23 protein-coding genes are annotated in these 26,206 nt (G+C 72.5%); 9 read left to right on the top strand and 14 right to left on the bottom strand.

Annotated features, from left to right (window positions below; translation table 11 throughout):
• The first annotated feature begins 7 nt into the window (after window positions 1-7).
• Window positions 8-775 carry a hypothetical protein gene (locus AB0B29_RS14850; RefSeq protein ID WP_362238884.1) on the top strand — a complete coding sequence of 256 codons (768 nt, stop codon included), beginning with the start codon at window positions 8-10 and terminating at the stop codon, window positions 773-775.
• 19 nt (window positions 776-794) lie between these two features.
• Here the strand turns inward: AB0B29_RS14850 and AB0B29_RS14855 are convergent, their stop codons facing one another.
• Window positions 795-1,364, bottom strand: a complete 570-nt coding sequence (locus AB0B29_RS14855) for a DUF3291 domain-containing protein (RefSeq protein ID WP_362238887.1) — start codon at window positions 1,362-1,364, stop codon at window positions 795-797.
• Window positions 1,365-1,674: 310 nt separating this feature from the next.
• Window positions 1,675-2,493: a GntR family transcriptional regulator gene (locus tag AB0B29_RS14860; protein ID WP_362238890.1), complete on the bottom strand. Its 819-nt coding sequence runs from the start codon at window positions 2,491-2,493 to the stop codon at window positions 1,675-1,677.
• Window positions 2,494-2,667: 174 nt separating this feature from the next.
• On the opposite strand from AB0B29_RS14860, the gene AB0B29_RS14865 reads away from it, so the two are divergent.
• Together AB0B29_RS14865 and AB0B29_RS14870 are read left to right on the top strand one after the other, a co-directional pair.
• On the top strand, window positions 2,668-3,519 hold the full coding sequence (locus AB0B29_RS14865; RefSeq protein ID WP_362238893.1) for a (2Fe-2S)-binding protein: 852 nt from the start codon (window positions 2,668-2,670) through the stop codon (window positions 3,517-3,519).
• Window positions 3,520-3,827: 308 nt separating this feature from the next.
• A complete protein-coding gene (locus AB0B29_RS14870) occupies window positions 3,828-4,868 on the top strand; it encodes a DUF2637 domain-containing protein (protein ID WP_362238896.1) in 1,041 nt (346 codons plus the stop codon).
• Window positions 4,869-4,925: 57 nt separating this feature from the next.
• On the opposite strand, the gene AB0B29_RS14875 is transcribed toward AB0B29_RS14870, so the two are convergent.
• Together AB0B29_RS14875 and AB0B29_RS14880 are read right to left on the bottom strand one after the other, a co-directional pair.
• Window positions 4,926-5,408, bottom strand: coding sequence for an ATP-binding protein (locus AB0B29_RS14875; RefSeq protein WP_362238898.1), 483 nt, complete (start codon window positions 5,406-5,408; stop codon window positions 4,926-4,928).
• A 424-nt stretch (window positions 5,409-5,832) separates the two neighbouring features.
• On the bottom strand, window positions 5,833-6,453 hold the full coding sequence (locus AB0B29_RS14880) for a hypothetical protein (protein ID WP_362238901.1): 621 nt from the start codon (window positions 6,451-6,453) through the stop codon (window positions 5,833-5,835).
• A 231-nt stretch (window positions 6,454-6,684) separates the two neighbouring features.
• On the opposite strand from AB0B29_RS14880, the gene AB0B29_RS14885 reads away from it, so the two are divergent.
• On the top strand, window positions 6,685-8,115 hold the full coding sequence (locus tag AB0B29_RS14885; protein ID WP_362238904.1) for a helix-turn-helix domain-containing protein: 1,431 nt from the start codon (window positions 6,685-6,687) through the stop codon (window positions 8,113-8,115).
• Between the two features lie 106 nt (window positions 8,116-8,221).
• Here the strand turns inward: AB0B29_RS14885 and AB0B29_RS14890 are convergent, their stop codons facing one another.
• On the bottom strand, window positions 8,222-9,964 hold the full coding sequence (locus tag AB0B29_RS14890) for a pyruvate dehydrogenase (RefSeq protein WP_362238906.1): 1,743 nt from the start codon (window positions 9,962-9,964) through the stop codon (window positions 8,222-8,224).
• Between the two features lie 66 nt (window positions 9,965-10,030).
• Entirely contained in the window at window positions 10,031-11,848 is a 1,818-nt protein-coding gene (locus AB0B29_RS14895; RefSeq protein ID WP_362238909.1) for a protein phosphatase 2C domain-containing protein, read from the bottom strand.
• A 211-nt stretch (window positions 11,849-12,059) separates the two neighbouring features.
• On the opposite strand from AB0B29_RS14895, the gene AB0B29_RS14900 reads away from it, so the two are divergent.
• A complete protein-coding gene (locus AB0B29_RS14900; RefSeq protein ID WP_362238912.1) occupies window positions 12,060-12,542 on the top strand; it encodes a DUF456 domain-containing protein in 483 nt (160 codons plus the stop codon).
• An 85-nt stretch (window positions 12,543-12,627) separates the two neighbouring features.
• Here the strand turns inward: AB0B29_RS14900 and AB0B29_RS14905 are convergent, their stop codons facing one another.
• Entirely contained in the window at window positions 12,628-13,125 is a 498-nt protein-coding gene (locus tag AB0B29_RS14905) for a MarR family winged helix-turn-helix transcriptional regulator (RefSeq protein WP_362239951.1), read from the bottom strand.
• Window positions 13,126-13,181: 56 nt separating this feature from the next.
• On the opposite strand from AB0B29_RS14905, the gene AB0B29_RS14910 reads away from it, so the two are divergent.
• Complete coding sequence (locus AB0B29_RS14910; RefSeq protein ID WP_362238915.1) at window positions 13,182-14,420, top strand: multidrug effflux MFS transporter; 1,239 nt, start codon at window positions 13,182-13,184, stop codon at window positions 14,418-14,420.
• Here AB0B29_RS14910 and AB0B29_RS14915 read toward each other — a convergent pair.
• The 6 genes from AB0B29_RS14915 to AB0B29_RS14940 all read right to left on the bottom strand — a co-directional run bounded on the left by AB0B29_RS14915 (window position 14,399) and on the right by AB0B29_RS14940 (window position 21,937).
• On the bottom strand, window positions 14,399-14,941 hold the full coding sequence (locus tag AB0B29_RS14915) for a methylated-DNA--[protein]-cysteine S-methyltransferase (protein WP_362238918.1): 543 nt from the start codon (window positions 14,939-14,941) through the stop codon (window positions 14,399-14,401). The two genes, AB0B29_RS14910 and AB0B29_RS14915, sit on opposite strands and share 22 nt — an antisense overlap.
• On the bottom strand, window positions 14,941-16,353 hold the full coding sequence (locus AB0B29_RS14920) for a DNA-3-methyladenine glycosylase 2 family protein (protein ID WP_362238921.1): 1,413 nt from the start codon (window positions 16,351-16,353) through the stop codon (window positions 14,941-14,943). The genes AB0B29_RS14915 and AB0B29_RS14920 overlap by 1 nt, the downstream gene beginning before the upstream one ends.
• Window positions 16,354-16,442: 89 nt before the next feature.
• Window positions 16,443-17,549, bottom strand: a complete 1,107-nt coding sequence (gene rsgA, locus AB0B29_RS14925; protein ID WP_362238924.1) for a ribosome small subunit-dependent GTPase A — start codon at window positions 17,547-17,549, stop codon at window positions 16,443-16,445.
• A 208-nt stretch (window positions 17,550-17,757) separates the two neighbouring features.
• Window positions 17,758-19,248: a cellulose-binding domain-containing protein gene (locus AB0B29_RS14930; RefSeq protein WP_362238927.1), complete on the bottom strand. Its 1,491-nt coding sequence runs from the start codon at window positions 19,246-19,248 to the stop codon at window positions 17,758-17,760.
• Window positions 19,249-19,483: 235 nt separating this feature from the next.
• On the bottom strand, window positions 19,484-20,803 hold the full coding sequence (locus tag AB0B29_RS14935; protein ID WP_362238930.1) for a radical SAM protein: 1,320 nt from the start codon (window positions 20,801-20,803) through the stop codon (window positions 19,484-19,486).
• A gap of 126 nt (window positions 20,804-20,929) precedes the next feature.
• On the bottom strand, window positions 20,930-21,937 hold the full coding sequence (locus AB0B29_RS14940) for a hydroxyacid dehydrogenase (protein ID WP_362238932.1): 1,008 nt from the start codon (window positions 21,935-21,937) through the stop codon (window positions 20,930-20,932).
• A gap of 180 nt (window positions 21,938-22,117) precedes the next feature.
• On the opposite strand from AB0B29_RS14940, the gene AB0B29_RS14945 reads away from it, so the two are divergent.
• Window positions 22,118-23,383, top strand: a complete 1,266-nt coding sequence (locus tag AB0B29_RS14945) for a D-arabinono-1,4-lactone oxidase (protein WP_362238935.1) — start codon at window positions 22,118-22,120, stop codon at window positions 23,381-23,383.
• Between the two features lie 47 nt (window positions 23,384-23,430).
• On the opposite strand, the gene AB0B29_RS14950 is transcribed toward AB0B29_RS14945, so the two are convergent.
• A complete protein-coding gene (locus AB0B29_RS14950; protein WP_362238937.1) occupies window positions 23,431-23,778 on the bottom strand; it encodes a helix-turn-helix transcriptional regulator in 348 nt (115 codons plus the stop codon).
• A 236-nt stretch (window positions 23,779-24,014) separates the two neighbouring features.
• On the opposite strand from AB0B29_RS14950, the gene AB0B29_RS14955 reads away from it, so the two are divergent.
• Both AB0B29_RS14955 and AB0B29_RS14960 read left to right on the top strand, forming a co-directional pair.
• On the top strand, window positions 24,015-24,746 hold the full coding sequence (locus tag AB0B29_RS14955; RefSeq protein ID WP_362238940.1) for an ANTAR domain-containing protein: 732 nt from the start codon (window positions 24,015-24,017) through the stop codon (window positions 24,744-24,746).
• 201 nt (window positions 24,747-24,947) lie between these two features.
• A complete protein-coding gene (locus AB0B29_RS14960) occupies window positions 24,948-26,195 on the top strand; it encodes an ROK family transcriptional regulator (RefSeq protein WP_362238942.1) in 1,248 nt (415 codons plus the stop codon).
• Window positions 26,196-26,206: the final 11 nt, after the last annotated feature.

Genomic DNA, 26,206 nt, shown 5'->3' on the forward strand with positions numbered 1-26,206 from the left:
TACCGCCATGTCTGGTAACGGAACGACCGCCGGTGACGATCCCCTCCAGACCGCGGTATGGCGGCTGCGCTCCCGCGGGTGCTGGGCCGACGCGGCAGCACTGCTCCTGCCGTCCACACCGGCGGCGGCGCTCCAACGCGCGTCGCTCCTGGTGGAACGGTGTCTGTACACCGAGCAGGGCTGGGAGGAGGCCGAGGACGCGTTGCGCACGGCCGAGGCGATGGCCCACAGCGACGACGAACGGGGCGCGGCCGCTTGTGAACGCGGGTACTTGGCCTACGCGTCGACCCTGCTCGCGGTGCGGGACCGGGCCGACGAGGCACGGGCCGCGCTCGGCCGGGCTGCGGCGCTCGTCCCTCCGGCGGCTCCGGCGCGGGCCCTGCTCGACTTCCGGCGCGGGCTCCTGGCCGAGAACCTGACGAGCGCGCCCCAGGCCGCCCGCGCCGCGTACCGCCGTGCCCACGCGGGCGCGACGGCGCACTCCGACCCGCTGCTGCTGTCGTTCACCTGGCGCCACCTGGCCGGACTCGCGCTGCGCGAGGGGGAGCTGGCGGAGGCGCGGCACGGATTCGCGGAGTCGCTGCGGATCCGGGAGGAGCTGGGCTATCTCGTCGGTACGGCTCCGGCGCTGGTGTCCCTCGCCGACACCGAGACGGAGCCGGAGGCGTCCCGGCTGCGGGAGGAGGCCCGCCGGCTGTTCCGCCTCCTGGGGGGCGTACCGACGTGGCTGGCCCGCCAGTTGGCTCCGCCGGTACCGCCGGTTGCGACGGCTTGAGGGCAACCGAGGCGTTCGCTCAGGCTTCCCGGCCGGCGCCCGGGTCGCTCTTCGCCCCGATGCCTTTGATCCTGCCCGGAGTTCCGTCCGGGGTGAACGAGTGGTGGAAGGTGAAGGCGTGCGGCGTCGAGCCGTGGCCGTGGAGGTGTTCCAGCCTGGAAACCCCTTCCCGCCAGCTGGGTATCACGCCCTCGGAGACCCACCAGAACGCGTACGCCGGGTGTCCTGTCCTCTCGAACCAGTCGTGACGCCGGTTCAGCGCCTCACGGTGCACACCGGTGTAGACGGCGTCGAAGGCGGGGCGCAGGCCGGTCCAGAGGGAGAGGGTCGCGGCCAGGGCGACGGTTTCCACGGTCCGGCCCTTGCCGTACCAGCTCGGTACGGTGAAGTCCCCCCACGCACCCCAGTCCAGGTCGAAGTGCGAGCCCCGGCCGCCGTCCGCCGCTTCGGCATGCCCGAGGTACCCGGGGTGCTCGCTGATCGTCCGATAGACGGGCTCGGCTCTGTCGTGGAAGTCGCGCATGAGAGGTGCGGTATCGGCGAGAGGGGACTTCAGAACGCCGAACGTGTACAGCGCAAGACGGGACATGCGTCTCTCCCTGGTCGGGGTGCCCGGGCACGATCGCCCGACGGCCAGGTGAAGGTAGCGACCTCTGCGGACCCTGTCGAAGTTGCGTTTTCCCTGCCCACATGGCCTCTCGTACCGTGCGTTGCGGGGAGCTGGGGCTGGACGGGCTGCGGCACACGCATCACCCGGCATACAGGGGCCACTGGCGTGACCACGCCACTCCCGCACCCGCGTAAGGCGAGAAGGGGACGTGTCGGGCGCACCCCTGGCAGGCGCGCAGCCGGGACCACCCGCGCATCCGCCCAGCGCGGCCCGTGCCCACCACCGCCGCTCAGCCCGCCGCAGCCGCCCCCGCGAAGTGCTCGCCCACCAGCGCCCGCACCACATCCAGGTCCCGTGCGACCAGCGCGTCCAGCAGCGCCGTGTGCTCGTGCGCGTCCGCCAGCAGCTCGGCACGCCCCCGAGCACCCCGGCCGCCCCCGACCAGCGGCCACTGCGCCCTGCGGTGCAGGTCCTCCGCGATCTGAACCAGCTGCACGTTGCCCGACAGGGACAGCACGGCCCGATGGAACCCCCGGTCGGACTCCGCGTAGGTCGCGCGGCAGCCGGAGGACGCCGCACGCACCGTCGCCTCGGCCAGCGGGCGCAACTCGGCCCAGCGGTCGGCGGGCACGGTACGGGCCAGCCGAAGCATCACCGGGACTTCGATCAGCGCCCGGACCTCGGCCAGTTCGGCCAGTTCCCGCACACCCCGCTCGACCACCCGGAACCCACGGTTCGGCACGACCTCGACGGCCCCTTCTAGGGCCAGTTGTTGCATGGCCTCGCGGACCGGCGTCGCCGACACCCCGAACCGCTCGCCCAGCACCGGCGCCGAGTACACCTCTCCGGGCCGTAGATCCCCCGCCACCAGCGCGGCACGCAGCGCGTCCAGGATCTGCCCGCGCACCGAGGCCCGCTGGACCACCGGCCGCACCCGCGGGGCGACCGGCGCGGGCGGCTCACTGTGGGTGTGCTCGCCCCGCACGGCCCCGGCCTGCCGCGGCATCCGCGCCTGCTCCGCCGCACCTGCCGGACCACCTGGCGCGTCCGCTCCCGCCGCCGGCCACGGAGTCCCCGTTTCCGCGGAGCCCTGCGCTCCCTGCCTCACGGGTCCTCCTCCGGACGTGTCGGTACTTGGCGTCATTGCGGCGGGTTGTTACTCGTCCGTCAAGCACCATAAGCGCCCCGGCCCCGAGTTCACATCCTCGTTCAATCTTTCAAGATCTTGAGTAAGGTTAGGCTTACCTGCAACACCCTGTTCACCCGACAGATCGGTGACCACATGCCTGCGCCCCTTTCGGCCGTCTCCGGCGCCTACGCCCGCCTGGCCGAGGTTCTCCCGGGGCTCGCCGTCACCGAACTGAGCGCAGCCGACGAGACCCCGCACGGCCACGGCTGGACCACGGCCGCCGACCTCGCGGCCGCCGGCCCCGCCCTCGACCGCTTCCTGGCGTGGGACGTGGACCAGATCCAGCGCGACTACGGCACACCGGCCCGCCCCGACGTCGTCGCGAGCTTCGGCCTGCACCGCTACGCCTGGCCCGCCTGCCTCCTGATCACCGTGCCGTGGTTCCTGCACCGCCGGGTCCCCCGCTACCCCGTGACCCATGTCTCCTACGACCGCACCGCCCCGGGCCACGCCCTCGGACACCTGGCCGTCCGCCCCGGGGGCTTCGCCTGCCTGCCCGGCGATGAGGCGGCCGCGCTGCCGGGCGCCCGGGTCGTCCCCGACGAGGAGGCGCTGCGGGCGGAGGTCCGGGCGGCGGTCGCCGAGCACCTGGAACCGGTACTGACCGGTTTCGGCCCCCGGATGCGACGCCGCGGGCGCGCCCTGTGGGGTATGGCGACGGACGAGATCGTCGAGGGGCTGTGGTACGTCGCCCAGCTGCTCGGCGAGATCGAGGAGCGGCGTGCGATGCGTGAACTGGAGCTGCTCCTGCCGGGGGCGACCAAGCCGTACGTCGGCACGGCGGCGTTCCGGGAGCTGACCGGCCCGGGCGGCGAGCCGCTGCTCACCCGGGACCGCGCGAGCTGCTGCATGTTCTACACGCTGCGCCCGGAGGACACCTGCGCCACCTGCCCGCGCACCTGCGACACGGACCGCGTCACCAAGCTGCTGGCGACGGCCGGTTGAGACCCGACGGGGCCCGTCCCGTCTCTCCCGCCGTCCCGTAGGATCATCGCGAAACCGGACACCCACGTACCCCCCGGCGATTCACATCATCCTCACGAGTCACGGGAACTTTCCGGGGAACCACTCGTACGGGTAGTCTTGTTCGAACTCAACTCCCGAACCTCAAGCGGCAGTTCGAGCAGAACGCCGCCTTTGGCATTCCCTTGCACTTCCTTGGCGGCCTCTTGCCCCGAAACCCCCTGAGGGTCGATGGGATTGGGCCACTATGGCGGGCGTTACGCCCTATCCCAATGCAAGGGACCACCCAGATGAGACTGACCGACATATCGCTGAACTGGCTGCTTCCGGGCGCCGTGCTTCTCCTGGGCATGCTGGCGGCGGTGGCGGTGCTCGCGCGCGGCAAGCGCTCCTCGGTCAAGGACACGAGCGCGGACGACTCCTGGGAGCGCAGCGAGGAACGCCGCAGACGCAAGGAAGCCCTCTACGGCACCCTCTCTTATCTCCTCCTCTTCTGCTGTGCGGCCGTCGCCGCCCTGCTCTCCTTCCACGGCCTGGTCGGCTTCGGCGAGCAGAACCTCGGACTGTCCGGCGGTTGGCAGTACCTCGTCCCGTTCGGCCTGGACGGCGCGGCGATGTTCTGCTCCGTCCTCGCGGTGCGCGAGGCCAGCCACGGTGACGCGGCGCTCGGCTCCCGGATACTGGTCTGGACGTTCGCCTTCGCCGCGGCCTGGTTCAACTGGGTGCACGCGCCGCGCGGCATCGGTCACGCGGGTGCCCCCCACTTCTTCGCGGGCATGTCCCTGTCGGCGGCGGTGCTCTTCGACCGCGCGCTGAAGCAGACCCGCCGCGCCGCACTGCGGGAGCAGGGCCTGGTGCCCCGTCCGCTGCCGCAGATTCGCATGGTGCGCTGGCTGCGGGCTCCCCGCGAGACCTACCGCGCCTGGTCGCTGATGCTCCTCGAGGGTGTGCGCAGCCTGGACGAGGCGGTCGACGAGGTGCGCGACGACCGGCGCAAGAAGGAAGAGACCCGGCAGCGGCGGCGCGACCAGCAGCGCGTGGAGCGGGCCCAGTTGAAGGCGCTCAGCCGCGGTCACCGCGGCCACTTCGGCCGGGGTGGCGGACGGCAGCTGGACGTGCAGGTGGAGCGCGGCTCCTCGCAGGTCTCCGCGGAGCCTGCCATATCCGCGCCGGAGCCCCTGCCCGTGCGCTCGCGTCCCTCCCTTCAGCCGGTCCGCAAAGGAGCTGACCCGGTGACCGTCGACCTCACCGCGGAGGACGACACCATGGCGCTGCCGCGTCTGGACTCCCTGGAGCGCAAGCTCAAGGACCTTGAGCAGCAGTTCGGTTAGCCGGGCCGTAGCAGAGCGGTGAGGGGGCGTGGCCTGCGGGCGGCGCCCCCTCGGCGTTCACGCCGCCCCGGCTCCCAGCTCGAACCAGACGGCCTTGCCCACGCCGTGCGGCCGGACACCCCAGGCGTCCGCGAGGGACTGCACCAGGAACAGGCCCCTGCCGTTCGTGCCCTCGTCGGCGACCGGTACGCGCGGCCGGGGTCTGCGGGCGACGAAGTCCCGGACCTCCACCCGCAGTCCGCGGGGTCCGACGGTGGCCGTGAGGACCGCGTCGTGGTCGGTGTGGACGATCGCGTTGGTGACGAGCTCGCTGGTGAGCAGTTCGGCCACGTCCGACTGCCCTTGCTTCCCCCACTGCCCGAGCAGTTCCCGCAGGGCCCTGCGGGCTTCCGGGACGGCCCGCAGGTCCGCCCGTCCGAGTCGGCGCCTCAACTGCGGCCCCTGATCGTGTTCCGTGACATCGTCGGTCCTGTCCTCCACCGTCTTCGCCGAGAAGCCCTCGATCGCTATGGGACCGCCTCGTCGTGCCTGCCTCTCCATGACCCCCGCCCGCGCGCCGATGTCGGTTCCCCTCCTGCTCGAACACGTTCACGGGGATCCATGCCCCATCGGAAACGCGGCAGTCATGTCGAATCGTCAACGACCGGGTGTTCGGCCACCGGAACGCGGCGGGTGGCCTGCGCGGCGGGTCGCCGCGCGGTACGGCGAGAGAGGGAAGGGGGGCAAGAGGGCAGCCGGTCGTCGTCCCCGGACGGATCCTGACCGCCGGAGATCGGACGATGGGCCGCCGGCCGGCTGCCGATCCCTGCGTAAGCGGCGAAGGGCCGGGGCGACACTCCCCCGTGCGCCGCACTCCGGTGAAGTTGGCCGAAGTACGACGGTCTTGACGGCCGCCGGAACCGGTACGGGCCGCCCTCCCCACCCCCGTGGCGGGAGGACGGCCCCGGTCTTCCGTCGGGCCCGCTCAGTACAGCTTGTTGACGGCGGTGGTCGTCGTCTTCTTGAAGGCGGCGACGGGGGCGTCCGCGAAGTCGCCCATCTGGGCCCACCGCACGACGGTGACCGTCCTGCCGTCGCGCCCGACGGACAGCAGCGAGACGTCCGTGGCGCCCCACGACGTCTCGGTGTGCAGGCCGCGCACGCGGGCGCCCTCCTCGACAGGCAGGGTGCCGTAGTCCCGGCCCTCGGCCTCGACCTCGGGGTCGTTCTTCTCGATGCGGTCGGCGCAGGTGCGGATCAGGTCGTCGTAGTGCTTCGCGAGCGCCTTGGCCAGGGCGGCCGTGTCCGCCACGACGGTCAGCTGCACGGCGTTCGTGTCCAGGTCGGTCCGGAACTCCCGGTGGCGGTAGTCGTAGGAGGGCACGCCCTCCGTGCTCACGCAGGAGCCGAGCCCCTCCGGGAACCCTTCGGTGACCGGGCCGGCCGTCCAGGCCGAGGTCGGGTGCGGGGGCAGCTGGGACGCCGACAGGAACTTCGGTGCGGCCTTCGGCGCGGCTCCCGCGGCCGGTGCCGTCAGGACCGTGCCCGCCGTGAGGGCGGCGACGGTGAGTGCGGTGAGCGCGCTCGCTCGGATGTGCTTGGGCATGGGTGTCCCCCGTGGGTGAGTGCGTGGATGCCGGATGCCGCCCCGAGGCCGGCTGGTCGGCCCGGACCCGGTCGGTGCGACACCAAGAGCATCAGCGGTCCCGGCGGGTGGATGCAACAGCCCCCCTCGGATCGGCCCCGGTGGAACCATCCCAGCCCGTCTGACGTGCGAGTACATGGGGTGCCTGGGATGCCGTTCCGGGCCGGGTCGGACCTAGGAGACGGGGGAACGGTGTCGGCACAGGACGACGTGGACGACGTCGGGGCATTCGCTGCGTTGCTGAGGACGCTGAAGGAGCGCACGGACCGCAGTTACGGTTCACTGGCCCGGCGTCTGGCCATGAACACCTCGACCCTGCACCGCTACTGCGCGGGCGACGCGGTCCCGGTCGACTTCGCCCCCGTGGAGCGCTTCGCCGCCCTGTGCGGGGCGTCCCCGGAGGAACGTCTGGAGCTTCACCGCCGCTGGCTCCTGGCGGTGGCGGCGCGACAGCGGCCCCGGACGGCGGGTGCGGCCGCTCCGGCGCGGACAGCCGAGGCCGCCGCCCGAGCGGACGAACCGGCGTACGCACCGGCCGTCGTCGACGTCCTGGCGAACGGCCCGGAGTCCGACGCGGTGGACGGCCCGGAATCCACCCCCATGGACGGCCCGGAATCCGACGCGGTGGGCGGCCCCGAATCCGCCCTCGTGGACGGCCCGGTGGACGCCCCTGCGGAAGACCTCCCGCTCCCCCGCCGGCCCTGGTACCGCCGCAGACGGGTCGCGGTCGGAGTGGCCACCGCCTGTGCGGCGCTCGCGGCCCTCGGGAGCCTCGCCGCGCTGCCGGACGACCGGCGTGCCGACGGCGGCCGGACCCGTGTGGCCGGACCGGCCCCGTCCGGTACGGCGACGGCCGAAGCCCGGGACCGGAACAACGCCTCGCCCACCCCGAGCGACAGCTCCCCCACCACTCGGCGGCCCTCACCGTCCGTCACTCCGAAGCAGCCGAAGCCCTCCCCGTCCCCCTCCACCCGCACCACCCCGCCTCCCGGCGGAACCGCCACCGCCCCACCCCTCACCTGGTCGGCCGACTCCCAGGCCTGGCAGCTGGGTTGTGCTCACGACTACGTCATCGCCAAGCCGCCCGCGCAGGTCCCACCGCCACCGGTACCCCAGGACGCCGGGGTCTGGGCGGCGACGCAGAACGCGGTGCACGGTGGCGAGACGCTGGTGCGGCTGACCGTGCAGGGGCGCACCGGCACAGCCGTCGTGCTGGAGGCGCTGCGCGTGCGCGTGGTGGGGCGGACGGCCCCGGCGCAGGGCACCGCCTATGCCATGGACCGGGGCTGCGGCGGTGCGATCACCCCGCGTTCCTTCGACGTGAACCTGGACAACGACCGCCCCATCGCCCGCGCGGTCGCCGGGAACGACACCGGTACGCCGATCCCGGCGGTGCGCATGCCCTACCGGGTGTCCGCCCAGGACCCCGAAGTGCTGCTGGTCAACGCCAGGACCCAGGCGTGCGACTGCCGCTGGTACCTGGAGCTGGACTGGTCCTCCCAGGGCCGCACGGGCACGGTCCGGATCGACGACGACGGCCGCCCGTTCCGGACCAGCGGCATCAAGGGCCTGCCCCGCTACGTGTACGACATCTCGACACGCGCGTGGATGCCGTACAACTAGGTCGTGTCCGCAAAGTGTTCGGTGCGTCGGTCTGTGGTGGGGGTGTGATCACGCCCCCACCAGGCTAGGAGGATGCCGACCGGGCCGGTCCTGACAGATGTCAGGGTCAGGGCCGGGGCACGTTGCGCAGGTTGGAGCGGGCCATCTGCACCATCCGGCCGACCCCGCCGTCCAGCACCATCTTCGAGGCGGACAGGGCGAACCCGGTCACCATCTCGGCCTTGATCTTCGGCGGGATGGACAGCGCGTTGGGGTCGGTGACGACGTCGACGAGGGCGGGTCCCTTGTGCTTGAAGGCGTCCTTCAGAGCACCCGGGAGGTCCTTGGGCTTCTCGACGCGCACTCCGTAGGCACCGCAGGCGCGGGCGACGGCGGCGAAGTCGGGGTTCTTGTTGGCGGTGCCGTACGACGGGAGGCCGGCGACCAGCATCTCCAACTCCACCATGCCGAGGGAGGAGTTGTTGAACAGGACGACCTTCACCGGCAGGTCGTACTGCACCAGCGTCAGGAAGTCGCCCATCAGCATGGAGAAGCCGCCATCGCCGGACATCGACACGACCTGCCGCTTGCGGTCGGTGAACTGCGCGCCGATCGCCATGGGCAGGGCGTTCGCCATCGAGCCGTGAGAGAAGGAACCGATGACGCGGCGGCGGCCGTTGGGTGAGATGTAGCGGGCGGCCCAGACGTTGCACATGCCGGTGTCGACGGTGAACACGGCGTCGTCGGAGGCCACTTCGTCGAGCACGGACGCCACGTACTCGGGGTGGATCGGCGTGTGCTTCTCGACCTTGCGGGTGTATGCCTTGACCACCCCCTCCAGCGCGTCCGCGTGCTTCTTCAGCATCCGGTCCAGGAAGCGCCGGTTCTTCTTCTCCTGCACGCGCGGGATCAGGCAGCGCAGTGTCTCCCTGACATCGCCCCACACCGCGAGGTCCAGTTTCGAGCGGCGGCCGAGGTTCTCGGGCCGTACGTCGACCTGGGCGATCTTGACGTCGTCGGGGAGGAAGGCGTTGTAGGGGAAGTCGGTGCCGAGCAGGATCAGCAGGTCGCACTCGTGGGTGGCCTCGTAGGCGGCGCCGTATCCGAGCAGTCCGCTCATGCCGACGTCGAAGGGGTTGTCGTACTGGATCCACTCCTTGCCGCGCAGGGCGTGCCCGACCGGGGACTTGATCTTCCCGGCGAACTCCATGACCTCGGCGTGCGCTCCGGCGGTGCCACTGCCACAGAAGAGGGTGACCTTGCCGGCCTCGTCGATCATCTCGACGAGCCGGTCGATCTCGGCGTCGCCCGGGCGGACCGTCGGGCGGGAGGTCACCAGGGCGGTCTCGGCGGCCTTCTCCGGGGCGGGCCGGTCGGCGATGTCGCCGGGGAGGGTGACGACGCTGACGCCGCTGCGGCCGACGGCGTTCTGGATGGCGGTCTGGAGCAGCCGCGGCATCTGCTGCGGGCTGGAGATCATCTCGCTGTAGTGGCTGCACTCGGCGAACAGCCGGTCGGGGTGGGTCTCCTGGAAGTAGCCGAGGCCGATCTCGCTGGACGGGATGTGCGAGGCGAGGGCGAGGACCGGGGCCATGGAGCGATGGGCGTCGTAGAGGCCGTTGATGAGGTGGAGGTTGCCGGGGCCGCAGGAACCGGCGCAGGCGGCGAGGCCGCCGGTGATCTGCGCTTCGGCACTGGCGGCGAAGGCGGCGGTCTCCTCGTGCCGGACGTGGATCCAGTCGATGGCGGAGTTGCGGCGGACGGCGTCGACGATCGGGTTGAGGCTGTCGCCGACGACGCCGTAGAGCCGTTTGACTCCGGCGCGGGTCAGGATGTCGACGAACTGTTCCGCGACGTTCTGTTTGGCCATGGTTGTCGTCTGCCCCTTCGGTCTCCTGGGATCCCTCCGGGTTCCATCAAGTCACACGGGTCGCGCTCACGCCTCCCACACCGCGGCGGCCGTACGGTCGTCCGCATAACCCTTGACCCGTACTTGGGAGTCGGCGAGGAACGCGGCGAGGCCGGGTGGTTCGGGGCGGGACCACCGCTCGGCGAGGTACTCGCCCAGTTCGGGCTCGCCGCGCAAGGGTTCGGCGAGGCCGCCGCTGCACATCAGGAGCGTGTCACCCGGGCGGGCGACGGAGGTCCGGAAGCGGAAGGGCTCCCGGGGCGGCTCCGGGGCCGGCTCGTAGGGGCTGGGCGGGGTGGGGATGCCCAGGTCCATGGTGAGCCGGTCGCCCTCGGGGGTCTCGGAGGGCGGCGAGCCGAAGCCCAGGACGGGGTCGCCCTTGACCTCGGTGACCTGCGGCTCGATGTCCTGCCACTCCCCCTCGCGCAGCCGGAACAGTCCGCCCGGTCCGACCCCGAAGAACACCCTCGTCCGGCATCCGGGGTCGGCCGACAGCAGCAGACAGCGCAGGCTGGCCGCGTACTCCGCGGGGTCGACGCCCTGCTCGGAGGCGCTGGCCCGCAGCTTGCCGAGACTGCGGTCGGTGAGCCGGTGCAGTCCTGACTTCAGGTCGCCGCGCCGGCCGTCCCTTATGTCCTCCACCAGCCGTGCGTGGCTGCGCCCGACCGCTCGCCCGATCCAGTGACAGGCCTCGGCGGCGGCCCGGTGCGCCCCGGGCGTGGCCCGGGCGCCGGTCGCCATCGCCACCAGCAGCAGCGCGTGCTCCCCCGCGCCGAACCGGGCGGTGAGCAGCGCGTCCCGGCGGGGTTCCCCGCGATACCGGGCGGAGTCGCCCCGCAGCGAGACGGCCCGCACCGTACAGGCCCCGTACCGGGCCCCATCCAGCACGGTGTCCGCCACGAGATCGTCGAGATCGTCCGGATCGGCGGCCGGGAGGGCGGTGGGTTCGGCGTCGTACGTGGGCGGCCGCGTGCCGACGTAGCCACGCGACCGGGAGACGGGCGCGGGGCGCTCGATCCGGGGGCTGTGCTCGTCGGGAGAGGGGTCGGTGGCCGGGGGTGGGGGCGGCACGTCGGGCGGCGCGTCGGCGGGACGCGCCGGTACGGACGGCGGCTCTTCGGGCGGTGCGACCACGGACGGCGGCTCGGCGGGGGGCGGCGGGGCGGCTGCGACCGGTCCGGGCGGGCGGGAGGCCGACGTGCGGGGTTCGGTGGCCACGGGCTCCGGGGCCGCACCCGTAGCCGGGTGGGCCTCGGGGTCCGGCCAGGTCGGAGGGGTTGCGGGAGGGGGCGGAACCCGGGGCGCCCCCACGTCGGGGACCGTCGGCGCGGGCGGCGGCCCGGAGCTCTCCGAGGTCGAGGCGAAGGCGCCCGGGCGCTCGTCCGAGGGGGCGGGGGTGGGGGGCCGGTCGGTCCCCTGCGGTGGGCGGGCCCTGGTCGGGAAGTTCGTCGGCCCGGTGGGGCCGGGCGGTGGTGGCTCCCAGGGCGCGCGTTGCGGGGCGCTGCCGCTGGGGCGGGGCGTGTCCGGCATGTCGTCGGCCCCGGCCCGGGGTGCCGGAACCACCGGCTCCGCTCCGACGCCCCACCCGGCCGACCGGTCCGAGGAGCCCCGACGGTCCGAGGAACCCGACCGGTCCGAGAAGCCGGGACGGTCATAGGCCCCCGGCCGGTCCGAGGAGCCGGTTCGGGCCTGCGTCGCGTCTCCCACCGCCCCCGACGCCGAGGCGAAGCGGTCGTCGAGGGAATCCCGCGCCGGTGCGGGGCCCGTGTCGTCGGTGGAGTCGTCGTACAACTCCCTCCACCAGTCGTCCTCGTGACCGGTGGGCCTTCCCCCCTGCTGGCTCATGCCCGTAATTGTCCACCGCACGAGCCGGATGAAAACGGGGCTTGTGGAAAAAACCGGCCCGCCAAGGGGCGGTGAACGGCACGTCGAGTGAGCCGTAGAACGGTCATGCGAAATACGCAGCCCGGCGCGGCGCGCGTGGCTGACCTGCGGGTCTGAGCCCCGGCCACGCTTCTGACCTGCGCGTTCTCCGGTGTTCCGGCAGTCTGGTCAGATGGGAGTGTGGGACCTCCTGCTGGTCGGGCTGGTCATCCTGCTCGGGCTGTGCGGAGTGCTGCTGCCTGCCATGCCGGGATCGTTGCTGGTGTGGGCAGCGGTCATGTGGTGGGCGCTGAAGGATCCGCAGCCCGTCACCTGGTGGGTCCTGGTCGGAGCCACGGTCCTGCTGCTCGTCTCCCAGGCCGTCCGCTGGGCGCTCCCGCCCCGGCGGCTGCGCATGAACCGCACCACCCGCCGCATGCTGGCCTGCGCCGGGACCGGTTCCGTCCTGGGCTTCGTCCTGATACCCGTGCTCGGCGCGATCCCCGGCTTCCTGGGCGGCGTCTACCTCTTCGAACGGCTCCGCCTCGGCCGTCACACCGACGCGGTGGCCGCCCTGCGCACGGTCATGCGCGCGGGCGGCTCCGGCATCCTGACCGAACTGTTCACCTGCCAGCTGATAGCGGCGGCCTGGCTGGGCGCGGTCCTCTGGGGTTGAGCCGCAGCCCTCCGGCGGGCCCCGCTGGGGCCGGCACGCCTCGGTCAGACCCCGCTGAACCGACACTGCCCAAACCTCGATCCCGTCACCGGCCCCCGGCACGGGTCGCACGGTCGGCCTTGGCTCGCTTCAGGGCCGTTCCCAGCGCCTTCAGCGCCGGCACCGACGCGTTCAGCGAGTCGCGCTGCTCCTCAGTGAGTGCGGCAAGCGCCTCGGCGAACATCTCTCCCCAGGCGTTCTCGATCAGGGCCATGCCCTGTTCCGCTTTGAGCGTGGGCTTCAGCCGCGTGATCCGCCGATCTGCCGGGTCCTTCTCCTTCTCCAGCATGCCGGCGTTGACCAGGCCGCGAACGGTCGCGCTCACATTGCTGGCATGCAGTCCCAGCTCGCGCGCCAGTTCCCCCGCTGTCGCCCCGGGTTCGGCATGGACATAACGCATGAGCTCCAGTTCGGAGGGCGGGAGTCGGGTCAACCCGGCTTCATCCATGCCCTGGAACCGCAGGACCCGCGATAGCGCGTAGACCGCCGGGACCAGTGCCAGAGCCTCGCGGAAGAGCTGCTGCTCCGTCTCATTCTCGTCCATCACACGTCCATGGTAGCGTTCACTATATTTATATAACTATAAGGAACTGGGGGGTCATGCCTGTGCTCACGGTGGTGCTCGCGCTGCTCTCATTCGTCGGTCCACTGTCGACCGACATGTATCTGCCCGCTTTCCCACGTATGGCGGCCGACCTGGGCACCGACGCCTCGGGTGTCCAGCTCACATTGACGGCTTTCCTCGCTGGGATGACACTCGGGAACCTGGTGTTCGGGCCGCTGTCCGACCGTTACGGGCGACGCCGACCACTGCTCGCCGGGTCGGCAGTGTGCACTGTGGCCACGGCCCTGTGCGCGGTCGCGCCATCGCTGGGCTGGCTGATCACGCTACGGCTTGTGACCGGGTTCACCGCGGCGGCCGGCATAGTCATCGGCCGGGCCGTGGTCGCGGATGTCGCCGACGGCGCGGCGGCAGCTCGGCTGCTGGGCCTTCTCATGTCTCTCACGGGCATCGCCCCCATCGTCGCGCCCCTCCTGGGCGGGACGGCCATCGAGGGCCTCGGCTGGCGAAGCGTGTTTTGGACGCTGGGCGCGATGACAGCTCTGGTTGCGGTCATGGTTGTCGTCGGCGTGCCGGAGAGCCTGCCGCGGGACCGGCGGCGGCCCAGAGGGGCGCGCCAACTGGCTGGTTCTGTGAAGGAGGTGTTGAGTGACAGGGCGTACATCGGATACTCGCTGGCCTTCACGTTCGCGTTCGGCGCACTCTTCTGCTACATCGCTGGGTCGCCGTTCCTGCTTCAGAACGTTCTCGGGCTCGGCGTGGGCACCTCATCCGTCGCCTTCTCGGGCGGGGCGGTCGTGGCGACGGTGTCGTCGGCGGTGAGTGCCCGGGTGGTAGGCCGCGTCGCTCCCGAACGGGTACTGGCCTCCGGCCTGCGGGCGATGGCCGCCGGGACGGCGGCCCTGCTGGCCGCGACAGTGGCCGACATGCTGTCGGTGGCCGCGTGCCTGGCCCTGCTGGCGGTGGTGTGCGCGGGGCTCGGCCTGGTGGTCGGCAACGCGGCGGCGCTGGCCATCGGCCGGGTACCGACCGCAGCGGGCACAGGTTCGGCGCTGCTCGGCACGGCGCAGAACGCACTCGGCGCAGTGGTCGCACCGCTCGTCGGGCTCGGCGGCTCGGACACAGCCCTGCCGCTGTTCGCCGGGATGGCGGTGTGCGCGGCAGTGGCCGCAGGAGCCGGTGCGTGGGCGCCTCGCGCGAATGCACGGCGCCCACGTGACAAGGGCAAGCCCCCTGCTCCAGCCGAACCTTCGGATTACTCGGAACCAGTGGGCTGATGGCTGTGCGACCCGTCGGACAGGCCCTGGGCGGGCAGCACCCCCTCATGCGTCAGCAGCCGGAGCTTGCGGTCCAGGCCGCCCGCATAGCCGGTCAGTGTGCCGTCCGCCCCGATCACCCGGTGGCACGGGCGGACCACGAGCAGCGGGTTCGCCCCGATCGCACCGCCGACCGCCCGCACGGCGGCCCGGGGCGCTCCGATGCGCGCGGCGATCTCGCCGTACGTGGTCGTCGAGCCGTACGGGATGTCGTCCAGAGCGGCCCAGACCTTCTCGCGGAAGGCGGTGCCCTCGGTGCGCCAGGCCAGGCGGAACTCCTTCAGTTCCCCGGCGAAGTACGCGGCGAGCTGCTCCTCGGCCTGACGGAAGGGCCCGGGGTCGCGCCGCCAGTCGTCCCGCACCACGCGTCCGCCCTTCTGCCCGGGCACGGACAGGGAGGTCAGCTCGCCCGTCGGGGCGGCGGTGAGAAGCAGCGGCCCGAGGGGGCCGGGCACACTCGTCCAGTAGGTCGGGCAGGTCATCACAACTCCCACTCCCCTGCTGCGCGCAGGTGGTTCACGGCGTACGAGCGCCAGGGGCGCCAGCTGTCGGGGGCGTCGAGGCCCGGCGGGGCCACGTCGGGGTCGCCGAGGGCGCGGGTGCGGATCTCGGCGACGGCACGGGCGTCCAGACCGGGCACGGCCCGCAGGGCGTCCCGCGCGTCGTCCCGGTCGGCGCCCGGGTCCAGGCGTACGGCCTGGTCGGCAAGAGCGGCGGTGAGCGCCCCGAGGGTGCCGGCGGGCTCGGCCCCGGCCAGCACGGCCGGCTCGGGGAAGAGGTGGGTGAGGCTCCCGCAGGGGGCGTCGAGGGCTTTGCCGTAGCGGCGTACGAGCCGTTCCGCCTCCGTCCGGCCGGTCAGGGCGCGCACCGCGAGTTCCTCCGGGTCGGCGGTGCCCGGCGAGCGCAGGCCGGGCCGGGCGGCGACCAGGGGTGCGAGCCGCGGGTCGGAGGCGAGGCGCTCGTCGACGGCGTAGGGATCGGCGTCGAGGTCGAACAGCCGCCGCAGCCGCTGGACGGCGGTGGTCAGGTCGCGCGGGTCGGTGAGGTGGAGCCGGGCGTCGAGCCAGCCACCCGGGTGGGCGCCGAGCCCGGTGCGGGCGGTGCCGGGGCGTTCGTCGACGGCGACGATGCCGGTGCCGTACGGGAGGCGGAGCGTGCGCCGGTAGGTGCGGGCGCCGGGCGGACCGCTCACCTCTTCGATGCCCGGTACGGCCTGGTGTTCGAGCAGGTCGAAGACGGGTCCGGCCCGGTAGGGGCCGCGGTGGGCGAGCCGCAGCGGGATGCCGGCGTTCGGGGTCGCCGTACGGTGGCCCCTGGCGTTGCGCGGCGCGGTGGCGCGCAGCTCGCTCGGCGTGGACGCGTACACCGCCCGGATCGTGTCGTTGAACTGCCGCACGCTGGCGAAGCCCGACGCGAACGCGATCTCGGTGATGGGCAGCTCGGTGGTCTGCACGAGGACGCGCGCGGTGTGGGCCCGCTGGGCCCGGGCGAGGGCGACCGGCCCGGCACCGAGTTCGGCGGTGAGCTGCCGCTGCACCTGCCGTGCGCTGTAGCCGAGGCGTCCGGCGAGTCCGGCGACGCCCTCCCGGTCGACGACGCCGTCGGCGATCAGCCGTACGGCCCGGCCCACCACGTCCGCGCGGACGTTCCACTCGGCGGAGCCGGGCACGGCGTCCGGGCGGCACCGCCGGCAGGCCCGGAAGCCCGAGCCCTGCGCGGCGGCGGCCGTGGCGAAGAACCGCACGTTGGCCCGCTTGGGGGTGACCGCGGGGCAGCTCGGCCGGCAGTAGATGCCGGTCGTCTCGACGGCGAAGAAGAACACGCCGTCGAAACGTGCGTCCCGGCTGCGTACGGCCTCGTACCTGGTGTCCTCGTCCGTTTCCTGGTCTGTCACAGGTCCAGTCTCCGCGGTCGGCCGGCCGGCCGCTGGCGGAAATCGGACACCGTGATCGGGCAGGGCCCGGCCGGCGGGACGCGGGGCCGCTACGAACGCCAGTGCGCTCCCCGCTTCGCCTCCATCGCGGCCCGGCCCATCGCCCCCTTCCGCTTCCAGTCCTTGCGGATCTCGGCCCGGAGGCGGGCGTCGGTCTTGGCGACGATGCGCTGGTTCTCCCGCAGCAGCTTGCGGTAGCTCTCCAGCCGTCGTTGCGGCAGCTCACCGCTGTCGATGGCGGCCAGCACGGCGCATCCCGGCTCCGCCTCGTGGGCGCAGTCGTGGAAGCGGCACCGCTCGGCGAGTTCCTCGATCTCGGAGAACACCTGCCCGACGCCGGTCTCGGCGTCCCACAGGCCGACGCCGCGCAGCCCCGGGGTGTCGATGAGGACGCCCCCGCCGGGCAGGGCGAGCAGGTTGCGCGTGGTCGTGGTGTGGCGGCCCTTGCCGTCGACGTCGCGGGTGGCCCGGACGTCCATGACGTCCTCGCCGAGCAGCGCGTTGGCGAGGGTCGACTTGCCCGCACCGGACTGCCCGAGCAGCACGGACGTCCCCCACCCGACGATCGCGCCGAGCACGTCGAGCCCGTCGCCGTCGTGGGAGCTGACGGGCACGACCGGCACGCCGGGCGCGGTCGTCTCCACGTCCTGGACGAGGTGCGCGAGGGTCACGGCGTCCGGCACGAGGTCGGCCTTGGTGAGGACGACGACGGGCTGGGCCCCGGACTCCCAGGAGAGCGCGAGGAAGCGCTCGATGCGCCCGAGGTCCAGTTCGAGCGCGAGGGACACGGCGATGACGGCGTGGTCGACGTTGGCCGCGAGGATCTGTCCCTCGGACCGCTGGGAGGAGGTGGAGCGGACGAAGGCGGTGCGGCGCGGCAGGCAGGTGCGGACGTAGCGCGGGTTCCCGCCGGGTTCGACGGCGACCCAGTCGCCGGTGCACACCACCCGCAGGGGGTCGTGCGGGGTGACGAACGCGGTGTCGGCCCGCAGCATCCCGCCGGCGGTGACGACGTCGCACTGCCCGCGGTCGACCCGCACGACCCGGCCGGGCAGCAGCCCTTCGGCCTCGTACGGGGCGAACGCCCCGGCCCAGGCCTCGTCCCAGCCGTACGGGGCGAGCGCGGAGGAAACGGATGAAGCAGAGGAGGAAGACAAGGGTGACCCTTCCGAGGTCGGCCCCCGGTCCGACAGTCGGTCGGATCAGCCGGTGGCCATGGAGGTGGACTTCATGAACTGGATGCGGGCAGCGCTCATCGCAATGACAGCCATCGGTCGACACCTCCTCGTCGCTCGGATCTTCTCTGCACGGAACCGCGGTGTGCGCGGAACCGACGTCACGCTATCCCGCCGTGACGCGGGTGCGTCAACTGTTTTTCACGCAGGCGTGGCCGTTCAGCTCGAAGTCGTACGGCGGGGAGTTCTTGCCGCGCCAGGAGGCCAGGAAGCCGAAGGAGAGGTCGCCGCCCGCGGGGACCGACTTGTTGTAGTCGGCGGCCGCGGCACTGACGCGGGAGCCGTCCTGGGAGACGGAGGCGTCCCACATCTGGCCGACCTGCTGGCCGTCCCGGAAGGACCAGGCGACGCGCCAGGTGTCGAGGGGCCGGGTGCTGGTGACGGTGACGGTGGCCTGGAAGCCGTCGGGCCACTGGTTGACCAGGTCGTACTCGACCCGGCAGGCGGGGTCCTCGTTCTCGTCGGGTTCGGCCCGGCCGGTGGGTGAGGAGGTGCCCTGCGGTTCGGTGTGGCGGTTCTCGTCCTCGGCCTTGCGGGTCTTGTCCGGCTGCTGCGAGGCCGGGGTGTCCCGGTCGGCCGGTTTCGAGGTCGCGGGCGGCAGGGAGGGGGCGGACGGCAGGGGCGGAGCGCTGTCGGCCACCGGCTGTCGGTCGACGCCGGGTGAGCCGAGGTCGTCGCCGTCGCCGCCGAAGGGCATCAGGGAGACCCCGAGGGCCAGGACGGAGACCAGGACCGCGGCGACGAGCAGTCCGTTGCGGGCGACACGCGCCTTCTGCTCCCCGTCCTCCGGCTCCCCGCCCGGCCGGTCCGTCGAGCCGGGCCGGCCGGCGCCGAGCCGCACCTCCGCGGCGCGGCGGCGGCGCTCCAGGTAGGCGAGGCCGCCCCAGCCGATCACCCCACCGGCCAGTGCCCCGGGCAGGCCTCCGCCGTGCAGGCGCAGACAGGCGGCGGCCTCGGCGCACTGCACGCAGGTGGCGAGGTGCCGGGAGAGGTCGCCGGGGGTCTCGGCGGCGGAGGAGCGGGTGACGGCGTCGAGCAGCCGGGCGTAGCTGCGGCACCGGCCGTCCATGGGCGTGTCGAGGTGGTTGCGGTGGCAGCGGTCCCGGAACAGGGTGCGCACCTGCTGGAGTTCCTCGGCGGCGCCGGCCGGATCGAGCCCGAGGCGGCGGGCGACCAGGGGCAGCGGCAACGCCTCCACCTCGGCGAACCAGAGCAGTTCGGCATCCGGCTGCTGCAGATCGCGCAGGCCGCGCAGCGCGAGCGGGCGCTGCAGGGGCGGGCCGGTGTAGCGGGCGGCCGCGTCCGAGTGGAGCCACAGGCGCAGGTCGGGGTCGAGCTTGTGGCCCTGCCCCTCCTCCTCCCAGGCCGCGGCCGTGGTGCGCACGGAGGTCAGCAGCAGGGGTATGCGGGGCAGCCGGGCCGGGCGCCGGGCGGTGCCGCGGACCTGGCCGGCCTCGGCGGCGCGGGCCTCGCGCACGCCGTGTGCGAACGCCTCACGGCCGAGCTGTGCGGCAGCCGTGGAACCGGACGTGCACAGGTCCGCGTACGCGAGGACCGCGTCCCAGCACTCGGAGAACAGCGCGGCCTCGGTGGCGTCCTGAGGGGTCGGCAGGTCGGGCATGAGTCTCCTGCATCCAAAGCGAGGTCAACTCACCACTTCGGCATTGGAGTTGGGGGGAACCTCGCGGCAGGGGCAGAGCTTTTCACGCCACCCACACAACTGACAAGCGCCCTGTTCAGATATCACGACAGGACGGCCGCACCCCCATGGCTCCGGTCTCGGTGTGCCATACGGATGCGGCCGCCCTGCGACTCAATGCCGTGTCGCCCCGTGGGACGTTGTCATCGAAGCGTTATCAAACGGCGGTGGGGGCGTCGGCCGGGAGGCTGTCCATGAAGGAACTCACCGAGAAGACCGCGTTGCCGGCGCCGGGCGGGCCGTAGCCGGGGGGCGAGGAGAGGCCGAAGTCCTCCATGGTCTGCCGGTAGGCCTGGAGCAGACGGATGTGGTACTCCAGCGGCGCGCCCTGCGGGTTGGCCTTGCCGAGCGGCGTCGTGGGCTCCGGGCACCAGGTGGTGAAGCGGGGCGTGATGCCGTGCGACATGAAGAACCGCAGGCCCTCGGTGGTGGAGTCGATGGCCTCGTCGACCGTCTTGAAGCCGAAGGGCTCGGCCATCTCCACGCCCGCCACGAAGTTGGGGATGACGTTGCGCGCGCCGAAGACCTCGGCCGAGTCGAGAATCCGCTTGTGCCACTCGTCGCGGCCGACGTACCGCTCCTTGCCGGGGCAGTACATCTTGAACAGGTACTCGTCCCACACCTCGTAGTTGGGGTGGTAGATCTGCACCCCGTAGTCCTTGAAGCGCTGGACGTCGTCCTTGGGCAGCGCCTGGGCGACGACCTTGCCGATCCAGCGGCCCGGGAAGTGCTCCTCGATGGCCTTGGCGTACCGCCCGTAGAAGTCCGCCTCGTCCAGCCCCTGGACCTTCGACGTGATCGCTCCACCGGTGAGCGTGTACGCGGTGGACACCTTCGCGGTGTCGTACCTGTTGATGATGTCGAGCGCCTCGAGGACTTCGTCGACGTCCTTCACGCCCGTGTACGGGCGGCCCGCCGCCTTGTGCTGGCGCCAGTTGTGGTTGATGTCGCAGTACTGGCACTCCTCCTTGGCCCCGAAGTACTGGCACACCCGGAACGCGGTCAGGTAGATCAGGTAGCCCCACTGGATGGTCGGGGCGACCTCCATGACCGACTTCCCGTTGGCGAGGGTGTGCCGGTAGTACTCGGGCATCGGCGGCACACCGACGTCGGAGATGCGCTTGCCGTCGAGGTAGAGGCCGAGTACGCCGTCCTCGTTCGCGGCGACGCGGTACGGCGAGGACGGGTTCACGCGCACCGAGACGACGGTGCGGCGCAGGTCGTAGGGGCCACCGGTGAGGATGATCTCCTCGGGCGGCCGGCGCAGCGCCGCCTCGCCGAGCTCGGGCAGGGTGCCGTGGTCGAAGGAGAAGATGAAGTACGACTTCGGCTTGACCTCGCCGCCCTCGTTGTCACTGAGCGCGGAGGGGTCGAAGGCGACGCCGCCGCGGAGCAGGTCCTCCTTGAAGACGGCTTCCCGCGGCACGTGCGGGAACCGCTCCATCAGATCCTCGACCAGCGCGGTACGGCTGCCCATCCCGTCTCTCCTCCCGGTTCGGACGTACGACTCCTCACGGTATGCCCCTGGGTGCGCGGGGCCGGTACCCGGGTCCCCCGAGCCGATGGAATGCCCCGTTCGTCACCCTCTGTCCCGGGGTGATCGTCAGGCTTCACGCTCCAGCGCCGCCCAGTCGACCGCGTACGCCGGCCGATCTCCGGCCAGCAGCCGCTCCGCCTCCTGGGCGACCGTCAGGCCGAGCCGCGCCAGCTCGTTGCCCTGGGAGCCGGCGAGGTGGGGGGTGACGAAGGCGCCGGGCAGGTCGTAGAGGGGCGAGTCGGCGGGGAGCGGCTCGGGGTCGGTGACGTCGAGGATCGCGGTCAGGCGCCCGGTGCGCAGTTCCGCCACGAGGGCGTCGTGGTCGACCAGCGCGCCGCGCGCGGTGTTGATCAGCACCGCCCCGTCGGGCATCAGGGCCAGCTCGCGGCGGCCGATCATGTGGTGGGTCTCGGGCGTCTCGGGGGCGTGCACGGTGACGATGCCGGACGTGCGCAGCAACTCGTCCAGCGGCAGTAGGGGGACGCCGAGCGCGGCGGCCCGGCGCTCGTCGACGTAGGGGTCGGTGAGGACCGGCCGCAGGTCGAAGGGGCGGAGCAGTTCCAGGACGCGGCGGCCGATGCGGGAGGCACCGATGACACCGACCCGGCGGCCGTAGTTGCCGATGGCGGGGATGACGCCCCAGCCCGCGGAGGTGCGCTCGGCGCGCATTCGGTCGCGGGCGGCGAGGACGTCCTTCCCGGCGAGCAGGATCATGGCGAGGGTGTACTCGGCGACCGGCAGCGCGTTGGCGGCGGCCGCCGAGGAGACGGCGACGCCCCGCTCCCGGAGGGCGGGGGTGGCGAAGGACTTCACGGATCCTGCCGAGTGCAGCACCGCCCGCAGCCGGGGAGCGGCGTCGAGCACCGTCTCGTCGATCCGCGGGCAGCCCCAGCCCGTCACGAGGACCTCGGTCCGGGCCAGCGCATCGAGGACCCGCGGGTCGGTGAAGTCCCGGGCCACGAGGTCCGGGTCCATGTCCACGGACTTCTGCAGCCGCGCCAGCACCTCGGGCGGGAAGAGCTGCGGCACGTTCGCGGCGTCCAGGGCGAACAGTGCCTGGGGGCGCTGGCTCAAAGAGGTTACCTTCCAGCTCGGGGGGCGCTGCTCGGACAGCTCCCGCACCATGTGTAGAAACCGCTCTCTACGGTCCCTACCGTAGGCCGATCCGGACCGCGGCGGCAACGGACTCCGGGGGCCGGGTAGGTTCCGCCCCGGGGGCTTTCCTGTCCCCGCTGCCTCGGGGAAGGACGACGGATGAACGGGACCGTGACCAACTGGGCGGGCAACATCACCTACGCGGCCAAGGAACTGCACCGGCCCGCCTCCTCGGCCGCGCTGCGCGCGCTCGTCGCGGACAGCGACCGGGTGCGGGTCCTGGGCAGCGGGCACTCGTTCAACGAGATCGCCGAACCCGGCCCCGAGGGCGTCCTGGTGTCGCTGGCGGACCTGCCCCCTCAGGTGGAGGTCGACACGGTGGCCCGGACGGTCCGGGTCGGCGGCGGTGTGCGTTACGCGGAACTGGCCCGCCGGGTCCACGGGAAGGGACTCGCGCTGCACAACATGGCTTCCCTGCCGCACATCTCGGTGGCCGGGTCGGTCGCGACCGGCACGCACGGCTCGGGGGTGCTCAACGGCCCGCTCTCGGCCTGCGTGCGCGAGGTGGAGCTGGTCACGGCCGACGGCTCGGTGGTGACCATGGGGCGGGACGAGGAACGGTTCGGCGGGGCCGTCACCTCACTCGGCGCGCTCGGCGTCGTCACCGCGCTCACCCTGGACCTGGAGCCGGCCTACGAGGTCGAGCAGCACGTGTTCACCGGGCTGCCCCTGGAGGGCCTGGACTCCGGCGTGTTCGAGACGGTGATGGCGACGGGGTACAGCGTCAGCCTGTTCACCGACTGGCGCGAGCCCGGTTTCGGGCAGGTGTGGCTCAAGCGGCGTACGGACCAGCCGCTGCCCGCCTTCCCCTGGGCCGCTCCGGCCACGGAGAAGATGCACCCGGTGCCGGGCATGCCCGCGGTCAACTGCACGGAGCAGTTCGGCGTGCCGGGGCCGTGGCACCAGCGGCTTCCGCACTTCCGGGCGGAGTTCGTACCGAGCAGCGGGGCGGAGCTGCAGTCGGAGTACCTGCTGCCGCGCGGGCACGCCGTGGAGATGCTGCACGCGCTCGACGCGATCCGGGAGCATGTCGCCCCCGTCCTGCAGACCTGCGAGGTACGCACGGTCGCCGGTGACGACCAGTGGCTGAGCCCCTCGCACGGGCGGGACACCGTCGCGGCGCACTTCACCTGGGTCGAGGACACGCGGGCGGTCCTGCCGGTGGTGCGGCGGGTCGAGGCGGCGCTGACCCCCTTCGGGGCCCGCCCGCACTGGGGCAAGGTGTTCACCCTGCCCGCCTCCGCCCTGCGCGAGCTGTACCCGCGCCTCGGCGACTTCCGCGCACTGACGCAGGAACTGGACCCGCGGGGGAAGTTCGCCAACGCCTTCGTGCGGGACGTGCTCGCGCGGACGCAGACGGGATGAGGACGGCGGGTCCCGCCGCTCACCGAGGGGCGGTGAAGACCTTACGGTCAGGTCGCTGCGTGCGGGCGGGTGCGGGTGCCGGAGGTCGCGCGGTCGGCCTCGTCCTCGACGAGCAGGGACATCAGGGACGCCACGGTCAGCCCCGCCTCGGCCGGGTGGCGCAGCACCTTGCCGGGGTCGATCCGGTACGCGTTGGTGCGCCCCTCCCGGGTGTGGGAGAGGTACCCGTCCTGCTCCAGGTCGGCGATGATCTTCTGCACGGCCCGTTCGGTGAGCCGGCAGTGGGCCGCTATGTCCCGGATACGGGCACTGTGGTTGTCGGCAATAGCGGCCAGCACACGCGCATGGTTGGTGAGGAACGTCCATCCGGTGTGTGGCTCGGGCACTCCATCCATGCTCCAACTCTAGCGACAGAACATTCACGCACCCAAAAACACGTACTGCATTTCATGTATTGGTTGACGGGCATGGGGTAGAGGGGCAACGCTGGAAGCGGAGGCAAGGCGAACGGACGAGGGAGAACAGGGCCATGCCGGAGCCTGCGTACGCTGCGCGGTCTCACACCCGAGAGGACGCCGCAACCGCGGCGGACGACCGTGCACCGGCGGCGGTCCCGCCCTGCATGGCGACCATGGACGTCGTTCCGGACGGCGACCGGATGACCGTGACGATGTGGGGTGAGCTGGACCTGGGCAGCCGGCGGTTGCTGCCCGAGCTGTACGACATGCTCACCCTGTCGGGCGGCGGCATCGACCTGCACCTGGACGCCGTCGGATTCTGCGACTGCTCCGGCCTCAACGCCCTGCTGGAGCTGCACGATCGCGCCGTCGACCAGGGCAAGTCGGTCGTCGTCCGGTCCTGCGGGGTCGCGGTCGAGCGCGTTCTCGACCTGACCGGCACGCGGGGGACGTTGACGGACTCCGGCCGGCCGGAGGGCGCCGCGCCGCCGGCCCCGTCGGGCACGACCTCGCCGTCCGGCACGACCATGTCCAGCACCACCCCGCCCTCCGGCACGGCCCCGTCCGGCCCGACCCCGCCGGAGGAGGACGGCCAGGTCCTGCGTGCCGAGGTCGCCCAGCTGCGCCGCGCCATGCAGACCCGGCCCACCATCGACCTGGCCCGCGGCATCCTGATGGCCTCGTTCGGCCTGACCCCCGAGGCGGCCTGGAGCGTGCTGGTCAGGACCTCTCAGAACACCAACACCAAACTGCACGAGCTGGCCCACGACCTGGTGGGGACCGTACGCGGCACGACGCTGCCGGAGCAGGTGCAGCGGCAGCTGGGCGCCGCGGTCGCCGGCGCGAACCGCCCGGACGAGGTGCCGGCGTCCCCCGCGGGCGGTCCCGCCGAGCAGCGGGACTGACCCGCCAGGGGCCGGAGCACCCGTACTGAGGCATCATGGTCCGGCCACGGTCGGGCTCTCACCCGCCCGTGCCCGGCGGGGACTTTATAAAGCCCCTTTCCAAACCCCTTGTCGAAAGTCCCCGGCAGCCCATAGCCTTGCGCCGCGCCGGTGCCGACGTCGATCCGGCCCGGCCGGTCTGGGAAAGAATGGGGCACCCCGGTGAAGCGCACCTCACGTGACATCCGCACCGCGAACCGCTACGAGGTGCTGCGCCAGATCATTGCGGAGTCACCCACCTCCCGGCAGGAGCTGGCAGCGGCCACGGGGCTCAGCCTCGCGACCGTCGCCACCCTCGTCGGCGAGCTCCTCGACCTGGGCATGATCACCGAGGTCGGTTTCGAGGACTCGGCGGGCGGCCGCCCCAGGGGGCTGGTCGCGGTCAACGCCTCGGGCGGCGCGCTGATCGGCGTCGACATCGCCGAGACGTACGTCCATGTGGAGCTGTTCGATCTCGGGCTGAACGTGCTGGCCCGCGCCGAGGAGGACGTCCGGCCCGGTGAGAGCCTGCCCGAGCAGGTGGTCGGCCACGTGGTCACCGCCGTCGGCTCGGTCGTCACCCAGGCGGGCATCGAGGGCGCCCGGGTGCTGGGGGTCGGGGTGAGCGTGCCGGGGCAGGTGGACCGCGCCACCGGTGTCTCCGAGTACGCGCCCAACTGGGACTGGCACGACGTACCGCTGCTCGACCTGCTCACCGAGCACATCGCCTACCCGCTGTACTTGGACAACCCGCTGCGCGCCAGCGCGGTCGCGGAGCTGTGGTTCGGGGCCGCCCGGGGCCGGGGGAACGCCGTGGTGGTCAACCTGGGCACGGGCGTGGGCGCCGGTCTCGTCCTGGGCGGCGGACTGCACCGGGGGGTCAGCAACAGCGCCGGCGAGTGGGGCCACACCACGATGGTGCTGGACGGACGCCTGTGCCGTTGCGGCAACCACGGGTGCGTGGAGACGTACATCGGAGCGCGCGGCATCATGCTGAACCTGCGCGAGCTCAGTCCCGACAGCCCGCTGTTGCACGCCGAGGACCAGACGGCGACCATCGACGCCCTGGCCCGCGGGGTCGCGGCGGACGACCCCGTGGCGCGCCGGGTCGTCCACGAGACCGCCCGCTATCTGGGCGCCGGTGTCGCGGACCTGGTCAACCTGTTCAACCCCGAGATCGTCGTGCTGAGCAGCTGGGTGGCCCGCACCCTGGGCGAGCCGCTGCTGCACGAGGTGCGCGAGGCCGTGACCCGGCACGCACTGCCACGGCCGCTGGCCGCCACGGAGGTCGTCCTCTCCCCGATCCCCACCGACCCGGTGTGCCTCGGCGCGGCGACGTTCGCGCTCGAAGGCGCGCTGCAGACCGTCGGGCAGAAGAACGGCAAACGCGCCGCCCCCGTGAGGAGCCGTACCACCACCCCATCCTCGTAACGGCGGAACCA

It is taken from the genome of Streptomyces tibetensis (assembly GCF_040647715.1).
In the GTDB taxonomy this organism is placed as follows: domain Bacteria; phylum Actinomycetota; class Actinomycetes; order Streptomycetales; family Streptomycetaceae; genus Streptomyces; species Streptomyces tibetensis_A.